The 12,692-nt window shown below is 37.1% G+C and carries 14 protein-coding genes; 8 read left to right on the top strand and 6 right to left on the bottom strand.

Going from position 1 to position 12,692, the window contains the following annotated elements; all coding sequences use genetic code 11:
* Positions 1-83: 83 nt before the first annotated feature.
* From ACIPKN_RS03550 to ACIPKN_RS03540, 3 genes are all read right to left on the bottom strand, one after another.
* Complete coding sequence (locus tag ACIPKN_RS03550) at positions 84-626, bottom strand: GNAT family N-acetyltransferase (RefSeq protein WP_142507979.1); 543 nt, start codon at positions 624-626, stop codon at positions 84-86.
* A gap of 253 nt (positions 627-879) precedes the next feature.
* Positions 880-2,076: a class I SAM-dependent rRNA methyltransferase gene (locus ACIPKN_RS03545; protein WP_400933449.1), complete on the bottom strand. Its 1,197-nt coding sequence runs from the start codon at positions 2,074-2,076 to the stop codon at positions 880-882.
* A gap of 62 nt (positions 2,077-2,138) precedes the next feature.
* Positions 2,139-3,056, bottom strand: a complete 918-nt coding sequence (locus tag ACIPKN_RS03540; protein ID WP_400933447.1) for an alpha/beta hydrolase — start codon at positions 3,054-3,056, stop codon at positions 2,139-2,141.
* A gap of 172 nt (positions 3,057-3,228) precedes the next feature.
* Here ACIPKN_RS03540 and ACIPKN_RS03535 point away from each other — a divergent pair, with 172 nt between their 5' ends.
* From ACIPKN_RS03535 to ACIPKN_RS03525, 3 genes are all read left to right on the top strand, one after another.
* Positions 3,229-3,708 (top strand): dihydrofolate reductase, encoded by a 480-nt coding sequence (locus tag ACIPKN_RS03535; RefSeq protein WP_400933445.1) that lies wholly within the window; start codon positions 3,229-3,231, stop codon positions 3,706-3,708.
* A 320-nt stretch (positions 3,709-4,028) separates the two neighbouring features.
* Positions 4,029-4,862: an alpha/beta fold hydrolase gene (locus ACIPKN_RS03530; protein ID WP_400933443.1), complete on the top strand. Its 834-nt coding sequence runs from the start codon at positions 4,029-4,031 to the stop codon at positions 4,860-4,862.
* A 52-nt stretch (positions 4,863-4,914) separates the two neighbouring features.
* Positions 4,915-5,403: an HIT family protein gene (locus tag ACIPKN_RS03525; RefSeq protein ID WP_400933441.1), complete on the top strand. Its 489-nt coding sequence runs from the start codon at positions 4,915-4,917 to the stop codon at positions 5,401-5,403.
* 47 nt (positions 5,404-5,450) lie between these two features.
* Here ACIPKN_RS03525 and trhA read toward each other — a convergent pair whose 3' ends face one another.
* On the bottom strand, positions 5,451-6,086 hold the full coding sequence (trhA, locus tag ACIPKN_RS03520) for a PAQR family membrane homeostasis protein TrhA (protein WP_400933439.1): 636 nt from the start codon (positions 6,084-6,086) through the stop codon (positions 5,451-5,453).
* Between the two features lie 274 nt (positions 6,087-6,360).
* Between trhA and ACIPKN_RS03515 the strand changes: the two genes are divergently transcribed.
* The 5 genes from ACIPKN_RS03515 (at position 6,361) to msrB (ending at position 9,864) form a co-directional block, all read left to right on the top strand.
* Positions 6,361-7,203, top strand: a complete 843-nt coding sequence (locus ACIPKN_RS03515) for a DegV family protein (RefSeq protein ID WP_400933437.1) — start codon at positions 6,361-6,363, stop codon at positions 7,201-7,203.
* 181 nt (positions 7,204-7,384) lie between these two features.
* Positions 7,385-8,317, top strand: a complete 933-nt coding sequence (locus tag ACIPKN_RS03510) for a GDSL-type esterase/lipase family protein (protein WP_255505038.1) — start codon at positions 7,385-7,387, stop codon at positions 8,315-8,317.
* A gap of 4 nt (positions 8,318-8,321) precedes the next feature.
* A complete protein-coding gene (locus ACIPKN_RS03505) occupies positions 8,322-8,897 on the top strand; it encodes a YpmS family protein (protein ID WP_400933434.1) in 576 nt (191 codons plus the stop codon).
* A 12-nt stretch (positions 8,898-8,909) separates the two neighbouring features.
* A complete protein-coding gene (gene msrA / locus ACIPKN_RS03500) occupies positions 8,910-9,443 on the top strand; it encodes a peptide-methionine (S)-S-oxide reductase MsrA (protein ID WP_400933432.1) in 534 nt (177 codons plus the stop codon).
* Positions 9,436-9,864, top strand: coding sequence for a peptide-methionine (R)-S-oxide reductase MsrB (gene msrB, locus ACIPKN_RS03495; RefSeq protein WP_400933430.1), 429 nt, complete (start codon positions 9,436-9,438; stop codon positions 9,862-9,864). The genes msrA and msrB overlap by 8 nt, the downstream gene beginning before the upstream one ends.
* A 99-nt stretch (positions 9,865-9,963) precedes the next feature.
* On the opposite strand, the gene ACIPKN_RS03490 is transcribed toward msrB, so the two are convergent.
* Positions 9,964-10,710 (bottom strand): formylglycine-generating enzyme family protein, encoded by a 747-nt coding sequence (locus ACIPKN_RS03490; protein ID WP_400933428.1) that lies wholly within the window; start codon positions 10,708-10,710, stop codon positions 9,964-9,966.
* Positions 10,711-10,842: 132 nt separating this feature from the next.
* Complete coding sequence (locus ACIPKN_RS03485) at positions 10,843-12,681, bottom strand: methyl-accepting chemotaxis protein (protein ID WP_400933426.1); 1,839 nt, start codon at positions 12,679-12,681, stop codon at positions 10,843-10,845.
* Between the last annotated feature and the right edge of the window lie 11 nt (positions 12,682-12,692).

Below are 12,692 nucleotides of genomic sequence, written 5' to 3'. Positions count from 1 at the left end.
TAGTCGAATAAGAGTTACACAACTTTCTTGTCACTTAACAATTAAGAAGAACTACAAGGTCGAAAACACTTTGAGAAACTAGACTATTCATTAATTATTCCATAATGTACTAAATCTTCATATTTACCGTCTTTGATGATATGATCCTTTAAAATTCCTTCTTGTTTCATGCCAATTTTGTCCATAACTTTTCCTGAAGCAAGGTTCGTAGAAAAATATCGGGCAAACACTTTATGCAGTTTCTTTTCTTCAAAAGCAAATTGAACAATCGACTGCGCTGCTTCTGAAGCATAGCCTTTTCCCCAATACTCCTCGCCAATCCAATAGGCTATTTCACCTTGATTAAAGCGTTTATTGTTCGATAAGGCAATGGCTCCATATAATTCGCCAGTTTCCTTATCTGTAACTGCAAACTCGTACGAAATATCCTGCGTAAAATTATCGTAATGACGTTCCATCCATGTTAATGCATCATTTAAACTATATGGATAAGGTAGGTACATGGTACTTTTATAAATATTATAGTTATTGCAAAGCTTTGTAACCGTTTCTGCATCGGCTGTTTGAAATAATCTAAGAACAAGTCTTTCTGTAGAAATCATTAACTTTTCATGAACATATCCCATTCTATCATCTCCATTTATCAATATTTTGTAAAATGACACTCACTATAGCGTGAGAGTGCTTTCCTGAGGCGTGGTGAGCCGCTATGCGCCAATCAACTCATTTACATGGCATACAACTTAAAATATCATCCTAAATTTTAGGGATTAGATGATTCTATTGTATTGTAGACGGAAAATTCTGACAAGGGTGGTCATTATATTCTCTCCCAAATAAAAAACAGAATCACCAGAAAGTGATTCTGTCTAGGTTCATTTAGTTAAGTTTTTTAATAAATACAACCTTTAAGTAATTGAATTCTGGATATTCACGTGGGGCACGGAAATCCTTTGGTAAGCTATATTCTTCAACAATTTTATAGGCTGTTTTAGTTTCTTTAAATGCTTGATCAATAAAGCTCTTGAACTTTTTCATCCCAAAGCTTGCATTGTTCGTTGAAGCAACAATGATACCGTTTTTCTCCGTAATGGCGATTGTATCTACAAGTAATTTAGGATAGTCTTTCGCAGTTGAGAACGTTCTTTCCTTCGTACGTGCAAAGCTAGGTGGATCTAAAACGACAAGGTCAAATTTTAAATTATGGCGCTGAGCATATTTAAAATAGTTGAAGACATCCATTACTTTAATATCCTGTGATTCGTAGTCGATGTTATTGACGCTAAATTGCTCAATTGTTTTAGCTAAACTACGCTTTGCAACATCTACACTAGTTGTTTTTATTGCTCCTCCAAGTGCCGCTGCGACAGAAAATGCTCCCGTATAGGAGAACGTATTTAGCATATTTTTACCGTCCGAATAACGATCACGAATGGCAAGTCTCACTTCTCGTTGATCAAGGAAAATACCTGTCATTGCTCCATCATTTAAATTGACAGCGTATTTCATACTATTTTCCGATACGATAATCGGAAATTCGCCAGGTGTTCCCATTACGAAATCGTCTTGTTCCATATACTGTCCTTTAGTATCGAAACGTTTTTTCTCATAAATGGCTTTGTAATCTACTGTCTCTGCTAGTGCTTCATATACCATTTCTTTAAATGAGTAAATGCCTGCGCTATACCAGCTTATCATATAGTAAGAATCGAATAAGTCGATTGTCATACCGCCTATGCCATCACCTTCGCCATTAAAGATTCGAAAGGCTGTTGTTTGAGAATCGTTGAAAAATGCTTCTCGATTTTGAATGGCCTTTTTAAATTTTTTCATAAAAAAGGCTTTGTCTATTTTTTCGTTCGCATCGTTTGTTAGCAGCCAACCAATACCTTTGTTTTGTAAGCCATAGTATCCTGTGCCGATAAAACGGTTATGATTATCCGTAAGTCTTAGAAGTGCACCTTCTTCTTTAGGAAGATGGCGTGCATCAACTGCATCTTTTGAGATGAGAGGATAGCCTTTTTTTAATTGATCTGAAAAGGGATTGTTAATTTGTAAAGCAATAGTTTGTGTCATGTTGTCATCCTTTAAAAAACATTTTGCTCTATTATCGCACTATTTTATGCTGATAGACAAACTTATTTCACGAAATTAGCAATTTTTTCAGCTGTTTCATTAGTCGCTTCTTCGAAAAAATTCATTTTACTAAAGTAACTATGGATTAAACCAGTCATATTTACATGCTCAACAGTCACTCCAGCATCCGTAAGCTTTTGTGCGTAAGCAAGACCTTCATCGTAGAGGACGTCTGCCTCTGCAGCTATAATGATCGTTTTCGGTAAAACACTTAAGTCGGCAATTTGAAATGGAGAAATAAGTGGATTCATATAGTTTTCTTTATCTGTGTAATGACCTGCAAACCACTGCATGCCTTGTTTGTCTAAGCCGAAGTGTTCCCCGTAAGCATTGTAAGAAGTCGTTGTAAAATCAACATTGACTACAGGATAAATAAGTGCCTGTGCTTTAATCGCAGGTCCATTTAATGTCGCAGCTAAGTAGGCGACAACTGTTGCTAAGTTTCCGCCTGCGCTATCACCAGCGACTGTAAGATTTGCGGTATCTCCACCGAAATTTCCGATGTTTTCGTAAACCCATACGAAACTGTCATAAGCATCGTAGAGCGGGGTAGGGAATGGATATTCTGGTGCTAGGCGATAATCAACCGATACAACGATTGCTTGCGCTTTTTCTGCTAATAGCTGACAGCCTGCATCCGTAGAGTCTAAATTTCCAAATACCCAACCGCCTCCATGATAATAAACAATGACAGGAAGTTTTTTATTTAAAACAGGTCTATAAATACGAACATTAATTTGTGCTCCATCTCGAACTGTTATTTTTCTATTGTCAATTGCCTCAAGCTGTGGGCTATTTGGTGACGTCCATTTTGGCACTATTCGAACGGCTCTCGCTTCTTGTGGAGTTAGATCATAGTACTGAATAGAAGAATCACTTGCTTTAATATAACGGATCGCTTCATCTCTTAATTTTGTCATCTTCATCAATCCTTTTAATTACGTTTGTTAATTGTATTATAAACTATTCTTATAAAATTACTAGGATTTAGAATCGTAAAAGAAAATAATTTAATTTCTAAGCAGAAATAATCTGATTGTAAAGTAAAATTATGTTTATAATATAATGAACGATAGTATTTGGAGGGACAATATGATTTCTTTAATTGTGGCACATGATAATAATTATGTGATTGGCTATGAAAATGGCATGCCGTGGCATTTGCCTGGGGATTTAAAATATTTTAAGGAGAAAACGATGGGGAAGCCAATGATTATGGGGCGTAAAACATTCGAATCCATCGGTAGACCGCTTCCTGGTCGACGTAATATTGTGATTACTCGCGACGATAGTTACCATGCGGATGGGATTGAAGTAGTGACAAGCTTAGAGAGTGCCCTCGCCCTTGCTGGGGATGTCCCAGAAATTATGATTATTGGTGGCGAGCAAATTTTCCGCTTATCCATGGATATCACAGATCGCTTGTACATTACAAAAATCAATCATTCGTTTAATGGGGATACATACTTCCCGAATTATGAGCAGGATTTTGTACAAGTTTCCTCAGTGGAGCCAGAAACAGCACCAGAAGGTTACACATTCCAATATCAAATTTTTGAGCGTAAGAACTAAAGAAAATAGGTACTACGAAGCACGGTTATGATGACCGTGCTTTTTTCGTGACTAAATAAAGGTTTTTGGAAATATTTGTAGAACAAAATAATTATTAGGCTCATCCGCATAACGTGGGGTTGATTTACGTTCCGACTGGCGCTTTAAATTCGATAAACCTGTCGTAGTAACGGAAAGAACCGTCGAAGTGACGGAAAGAGTCATCGAAACGACAGAAAGACCCATCGTAACAAACGATGAGCTGCTTCGCTTATGTATCAGATCGCAGGTAAAAGGATATTTAAGACATTATAATTCTATCTTTGAGAGGTGTCATGTCAATGTGGGAACAATACATTATTGAAACAAGCAGAGGGCGATTTGAATACTTTGTACGTGGAGAAGGGGAACCATTAGCTATTACACATTTTTATATGGGCTTTGATGAACGAGGAAATTTATTTGCCGATCCGTTCACTGAACATTACAAAGTGTACTTAATCAATGTAAGAGGTGCTGGAAATTCAGCACATATAGAAGATGATGAACAATTAAGCTTCCAAGAAATCGTGAAAGATTTAGAAGCGATTCGAGAAGCGTTAAAACTTGAAAAATGGGCTTTTGCGGGTCATTCAACGGGTGGAATGCTGGCACTTCAATATGCAGTGGATTCAACAGCATCTTTAACAAAAATAGTAGCTGGTTCAACAGCAGCAAGTAAAGAGTATGGAAATCACCCAAATAGTATTTATTGCGCTGAAAATAAACATTTCAATCGCATAGTTGAAATAATGGATTTACTAAATAATCCGGATACAGTTCGAGAAGAGCGTCAGAAGTTAAGCTATGAATGGGCTTTAATGTCTTATCATTCCGAGGAAAAGTTAAAATTAGCAACGACCCGACCAAATAGTGGACGGACAATCGGAAAGAACCTTGATTATTTTAGAAAAGTACAAGTAAAAAGCTTTGACATTCGCGAACGATTGAAATCAATACATATTCCTACCTACATATTTGCAGGTAGATATGATGCACAATGTCCGGTTGAATTCGGAATTGAAATTGCCGATTTAACGCCAAATGCACAATTAACGATTTTTGAACAGTCTAATCATAATTCGTTTATTGAGGAAGAAGAAGCTTTTAAAGAGTTTCTACAATTGACCTTATAATTGGGGCGGTTAATTAATTCTGATATTAGATGTAAACAAAAGGGGAGTATCTGTGAGAAAAATAACATTATCAAATGGAGACACGGTAGAAGTTGAATGCTTGAGCTGTGCAATAACGAGCGGACTTATTGAACCGGATGGTGGTGTAGTCATTGAAACTGACTATTTTCATGCTCATCAAGATGTTGCCTATCCGATAAAGGGATTAATCATTTTGGCTTCTAAGCGTCATATTACATGTTTTGATGAGCTAGACGATGAGGAAAAAATGGATTATATAAACCTTGTATCAAAAATTAGAAAGGCTCAAAGGGATGTTCTAGGGATAGAATTTGTTTATTATTTTTACAATGAAGATACGACACATCATTTTCATACATGGCTGGTGCCTCGCTATGAATGGATGTATGAATTTGGACGTTCCGTAGAATCGGTTAGACCTGTTTTACTTCATGCGAAGAATAAAATGAATAATGAAGAAAATAAACAGGAAGTGCTGCGTGCAATAAAGGCTTTAACGAGGCAATTACGGACGCAATAACAAAAAATCGCTCCTTTGTATAAGAGAGCGATTTTTATTGTCACTATTTATAAGTAAAAATAAACACAAGCATACATCGAGCCACAGCCAGCTAACACAAATAGATGCCATATCGTATGGTTGTATGGAAGTGAACGCCAGGCGTAAAAAAAAGCACCAATCGTATAGAAAAGCCCACCTGCTAACAGTAAAGCAAAACCATTAAAACCTAAGAAAAGATAGATAGGCTTTATCGCAAAAATAATGAGCCAGCCCATAGCGATGTAAAAAATTAAAGAAAGCTTTTCAAATCGATTAATAAAAAAGCATTTAAAAATAACGCCTAATATGGCAAGTGACCAAATAATACATAATAAAGTAATACCTAGCGTGCCACCAATTGAAATTAAAAGGAAAGGTGTATATGTTCCTGCAATTAAAATATAAATAGAAGAATGGTCAAGAATGGCAAAAAAGTGTTTGTATTTTTCTGGCATACTATGTAGCAGTGTGGACATTAAAAATAAAACGATCACAGAGACACCAAAAATAGTAAACGTTGTAATTTGGAGTGCACTACCGGTTTGTACAGCTGCTAAAATAAGAACAACTAGTGCTGGAATACTTGCGATAAATCCAATGCCATGTGTAATGGCATTCCACAATTCTTCCTTCCATGTTTTATAGTCAAAAGAATCAATCATATCGAACACTCCTTTCGTGTATACATTTACTATACCCCAATAATTTTCATCCTGGTATTTACATTTGTCATGTTTTCGACATAAAAAGTGTCATATAAATGCCTCTATGCTAGAGGGTCTTTGTTAGACAAGGATTCAACAAAGCGCTATAGTATCCAAGGTAGCGGTTTCAAAATGGACTGAAATGAATGAAACCTAATGACAAATGTCATGTTTACATAATGATTCATTAGTCTATATAATAAATTTTAATGAAGTAAAAGGATGTGTCGAAGTGGGACGAATTCATATAGTAACGGACTCAACTTGTGATTTAACAAAAGAAGAAGTAGCGCAGCACGGTATACATATTGTGCCTTTAACGATTCAAATTGATGATAAAACTTATATAGATGGTATTGATTTAGAGCCACAACCTTTTTTAAGTTTAATGAAGAATGCTAAAAATTTACCGAAAAGCTCTCAGCCTGCACCGGGAAAATTTAAAGAATTATACGATGAGCTAGGTAAAGATGGAGATCAAATTATTTCCATTCATATGACAGGTAGTATGAGCGGAACAGTGGAATCAGCTCGTCAGGCAGCTCAAATGTCAGACTCTGATGTAACTGTAATCGATTCACGTTTTATTGCCATCGGTTTAGCTATTCAAATACGTGAGGCCATTAAATTGCGTGATGCAGGTGCTACTGTCGAGGAAATTGTTGAGCGTTTAGAGAAAGTGCGCGAAAATACGTATTTATATGTTATTGTCGACACACTTGAAAATTTAATTAAAGGCGGTCGAATTGGGAAAGGTACTGGCTTTATCGGTTCCTTGCTGAACATAAAAGTCATTGCAAACTTAGAAGGTGGCGCATACAATCCCGTATCAAAAGTACGTAGCCATAAACAAGTTGTGAACTACTTATTTAAGCAATTCCAAGCTGATACTGCTGGAAAAACAGTCAAGTCAGTAGGGATTTGTCATGCTGAGGGTCTAGCAACGATGGGTGGACCTTTAAAAGAATTAATCGAGGGAACAGGTTTTAATGAAGTAGAAATTGCCTTTACTTCACCAATCATTTCAACACATACTGGCCCAGGTGCAATCGGTTTTATTTATTTTGCAGAATAATATAAGAGAGCTACTACATAAATAATTGTAGTGGCTTTTTATTGTTGAAAAGTGCCATGCCTATTTTATATGAAAAACCGTTGTAAACATACATTTTTACTCAATACCTAGGTATAGTCACTTTTCATTGCAGCATGAACTATTCTATAATAGAAGTAAGCAAATGATGGAAGGTGGTCAAATGAGCATTTGGCGAATGATAGTTTTGTCATGTTTGACCGTTTTAGTACTAAGTGGTTGTGCAATATCAATAGATGAACCGAATCCGCAAGCAGAACCAGACGGGGAGCATGCAGGGACGGAACAAGATATGAAACAGGATGAGCAACAAACAGAAAATGAGGAAAAAACCTCAAAGAATGTATTGACGCAAATTTTCGAACATTTTTTTGAGCCATCACCAGAGGATTTACGGAAAATTGATGATAAAAGCGCAAAGCAACTACAGTACCTAGCGCTCGGCGATTCTTTGACGGCCGGTGTTGGTGATGAGTATAGTAAAGACGGTTTTGTTGGAAGACTAGCAGATTCATTGGTTGCTTGGCCCTCAATTTCAGATGTTGAAGTCGATAATCGAGGAAAAAGAGGAAGACGTAGTGATCAGCTATTAAAATTAGTGGAAAAAGGGCATTATGATGAAGAGTTGCAAAAAGCACAGCTCATTTCAATTACTGTGGGTGGAAATGATGTCATGAAGATTGTCAAACACGATCTGTTTAATTTGAAACGAGATGCTTTTGATAAAGAATTGAAGGCATATAAGAAACGCTATAGTAAAATTGTTGAAGGCATACGAGCTAAAAACCCAGAAGTGCCTTTATTACTTATCGGTTTTTATAATCCATTCTCAATCGTGACAAATGAAGCGAATGAATTTGATACGATTATTACGGAGTGGAATAAAGTCATTGAAGACATAGCCAAGAAAGATACGAATGCGTGCTATATCTCAGTGGAGGACTTGTTTGATTCAAATAAAGAGCTCGTTTATCATACCGATTTCTTTCACCCAAATGCAAAAGGCTATGACAAAATGAATGAGCGAATTTTAAAAGCAATGGAGAAATGTAACATGGAACAAAAGATTAACAAGGAAATAGGCTTCGAGGAGTGACGAAATGAATAAATGGAAATTCGCATTTTTTGCCTTAGCAGGCACAGTGCTTTTTGCAATCCTCCTCGTCGTTTTTTTAGTAACTAGACCAATAGACGGAGTAAATTTAGCAGAGAGTTCAAAAGATGAAAGTGAAGTAAAAGGAAATGTACTCGTTGTCCAAACAACAACGAAGGAATTAGAATCTATATCGAAGAAGTATTTAAAAGATGCTGGGTCACCATTACCGTTGGACTTTACGATTGGTGATGATATTCAATTAAAAAGTACACTTAAGGTGTTCTACACAGAAATCCCCATTTCAATGAACTTCGATCCGATTGTGGATAGGAAAGGGAATATTATTTTAAAACAGACAGGAATGAATGTTGGGCTGTTAAATATTCCACTTGAGACAGCGATGAAAATTATGCGAGACACGGTGGATTTCCCTTCTTGGATTTCAATCGATCCTAGTAAGGCAGAAATTTATATTGACTTATCGCGCATTAACATTGCTTCAGGATCTCGTATTAAAGCAAAGGAATTAGACTTACCAAAGGATAAGATTTTACTGGAAATTATTGTTCCTGGTGAATAAGGAGTGAGATAAATGGCAAAGCAATTGGCAACATTTGCAGGTGGTTGTTTTTGGTGTATGGTCAAGCCTTTTGACGAAACACCTGGCATTGAATCAGTAATTTCCGGCTATACGGGTGGACATGTTGTCAATCCAACATATGAACAAGTATGCTCTGAAACGACAGGACATGTTGAAGCGGTTCAAATTACGTTTGACGATGAGCTATATTCTTACGAGCAATTACTATCGACATTTTGGACATTAATTGATCCAACTGACGCTGGAGGACAATTTTATGATCGTGGAGAGTCCTACACGACCGCGATTTTTTACCACAATGATGAGCAGCTTGATTTGGCTGAACGTGCTAAGGCAGATTTACAGGCATCTGGTAAATTCGATAAGCCGATTGCCGTGAAAGTTTTACCGGCAAGTCCGTTTTATCCAGCTGAAGACTATCATCAATATTATTATAAGAAAAATCCAATGCACTACGAGCGCTATGCAGTAGGGTCTGGTCGCAAAGCGTTTCAGGAGACACACTGGGGGCAGAAAAATGAATAAAGAACAACGTTTAAAAGGGTTAACGGACATGCAATATTACGTGACACAGGAAAATGGAACAGAGCCACCGTTCCGTAATGAATTTGATAAGCACTTTGAAGAGGGTATTTATGTAGATATCGTTTCGGGGAAGCCATTATTTAGCTCGCTCGATAAATTCGATTCAGGTTGTGGCTGGCCAGCGTTTGCAAAGCCTATTGAAAAGGAAGAAGTAACGGAGCATTTCGATACGTCTCATGGGATGCGTCGCGTAGAAGTTCGAAGCACAGACGCTGATTCTCATTTAGGCCATGTCTTTCCGGATGGACCAAGTGAGCTTGGAGGCTTACGCTATTGCATTAACTCCGCAGCCCTCCGCTTTGTACGAAAAGAAAATTTAGAAAAAGAAGGCTATGCAGAATATCTTTCATTATTTAAATAACAAAAACTCCTAGCAGAATAGATCGTGCTAGGAGTTTTTTTATGGTTATTTAAATTGTATCAAAAGCGACGGATAGAACGTCATCATTGTCTAGAAATATTAACTGATTGATCTTGCAATTCTAAATCCGATATCATCAATCAAGAAATCAGGCATACTCTTACGACGACAGGTAGCTCCACAACCACGTTCTTCCTCAGCCCAACTACCTCCTCGGATTATACGATAATTGCCAAATATCTCTTCATCGTATATGTCCCAGCACCATTCCCAAACATTTCCTATCATGTCGTACAAGCCCCATTCATTAGGCATTTTTTCTCCAACTTTGTGTACACGTTCGTTGGAATTATCTTGATACCATGCAATTTCGTCAATTTCTCCATACCGATATCCTTTTGATTTTGCTTTACATGCATACTGCCATTCAGCATCTGTCGGTAATCGAAAACCATTAGAACTATGCTTGCAGACAACTAATTTACTTTGCTGATCACAATCATAAAACTTGTCATAGCCAAGAGCATCAGACAATAAATTGCAAAAGTTCACTGCATCTATCCATGAAACATTAACAATTGGTTTTCGATCATTTATTGGTGTTAAAAATTTCTTTCCCATAATAGTTGCATAAAGTTCTTCAGTCACAGTATATTTAGCAAGATAAAATGGCTGTATCTCAACATTCCAACTAACTTCCTTTAAATTTTTCCTTTTACCTGGCATTCCAAATTTATAGTTCGAACTAATCCATTTTTGCTCGTTTCGAAAATCTCGTAGGCGAATTTCTCCTTCAGGAATATCCACCATTAATTCATTTAAGTAATGATTCAAATTAGGTAACATTGTCCTCTCCAAATCTTAACCTATTGTTTTAGACTACGATCTCCATTAATATTTGGTGCTTAATCATGTATCTCTTCATGAATAATGAACATCGATTTTTTAAAACTACAATAATAGAGATTCTGAGACACTTTAAACTTTAAATTCACTTACAAGATTACGCAGACTATCTGCCTGTTGAGCAAGCTCTGTGGCAGAGGCGTTAATTTCCTGCATGGATGCAGATCCTTGAGTGGCTGCAGCGGCTGAAGTGACTGTGTTGGCAGCTGATTGTTCTGCATAGGCATTCACATGGACAAAATCATTCGCTACAGCATTGCTATAGTCAAGAGTTAATGCAATTTTCTCTACCATGGTCGCGATAATTGTCGTCGTTTCTTGAGTATGCGTTAAAATATTGTCTAAAGATTGGTTTGTTTCATTTGTTACTTCAACGCCACGAATAACGGATGATACACCCTCGTGGTTTTGAGAGATGATGGATGTTACTTCGTCTTGAATGGACGTTACAATGGATGTTACTTCTTTTGCGGCATTTTGAGATTGTACGGCTAGCTTTCGAACTTCATCAGCGACTACCGCAAAGCCCCGTCCGTGCTCACCAGCGCGTGCTGCCTCAATCGCTGCATTTAAGGCGAGTAAATTTGTTTGCTCTGAAATAGCAGTAATCGTGCCGATAATAGATGTTATGTCGGCGGATTTTCGACCGAGTGCTTCGACTATAGAAGTCGTGGAGGCCATCGTTGCTTCTATAGCTTGCATGACTAATGAAGATTGTTGAACGGAGCGACTGCCTTCATCAGCTGCTTGCTGCATAGCTAAGGATGCACGCTGAACAGCATTTGCTTGCTCATTTAAATGGTGTACAGCATGCTCAAGATCACTCATTTTTTGTTGTGCGCTAGTCATACTAAAAATCGTATTCTCGCTATCACTTGCAATATCAGCTGTAGCATCAGCAATATTCTGTATGGTACGGGCATTTTCATCGGCTAAAGACATTAGCTCTAAGCTACTGCTTGAAACATGGTCCGCCAGATTACTGACACGTTTAATCAAGAAAGATATCGATTCAATAAGTGTATTAGTTGAAGCGGCAATAATTGAGAACTCGTCATGATTACGAACTTTAACACGTCGTGTCAAGTCGCCACCAGCCTGTGCAATATCGAGAATGGAATGGTTAATGGCCTGTGTATTGTTTCTTAATGATTTAAATAACATATAACCAAAAATAATAATTGCAATAAATCCAAGTATGGAGATGAAGAAGAAAGAAGTAATAGATAGTGTAACTTGCTTGTTAAGCTCATCTAATTTTGCTTTATTAGCATCATCCATAACCGCATTAATGGACCCGATATTTTTGTCAATATAATTCTTCATCGTTTCTCCAGTACCGCCCATCATGAGCTTTCGAGCTTGTTCGAGACCAAGTTCATCACGCATTGTCATGACTTTTAAAGAATATTCAAGGTAATTTTTATAATACTGATTGATCGCCTGTATATGACCTAACTCTAACTCTCTTTCTGTAAACTGCTCTTCTAAGGCTTTCATTTTTTTATCGATAGTATCAATTTTCATTTTATAAGATGTAGCAAAGTTCCCGTCCCCGGTAATTAAATAGGCTTGTTCTAAATTGGTGAGCCTCGCAATTTCATAAGCAAGTTGGTTGACAGTTAATTGTTCCTGAACGTTTTTCTCAGTAAAGTCTTTCATTTGTCTTTGCAGATTCTGAATATTAATATACGATAATAAACCCATTGTGCCATTTATAACAATAAGGAGAGAAAAAATGATAAGGACTTTGCCTCGTATTAAATGGTAAAAACGTTGTCGTTTTTCTTTAGTAGGAGGGAGATTACGCCTATCTTCTTCCAAATTTTTTACTTTCTTTTTTGAAAACCTAGTTTTAAAGAGAGACAGGCGTTTCTGTATGGAGATCCTGTATTTATGAGAGTTATTCATCGCCATCACCT

The organism is Lysinibacillus sp. NPDC086135 (assembly GCF_044746345.1).
Taxonomy (GTDB): Bacteria; Bacillota; Bacilli; order Bacillales_A; family Planococcaceae; genus Lysinibacillus.
This window is presented reverse-complemented; position numbering and strand designations above follow the sequence as displayed.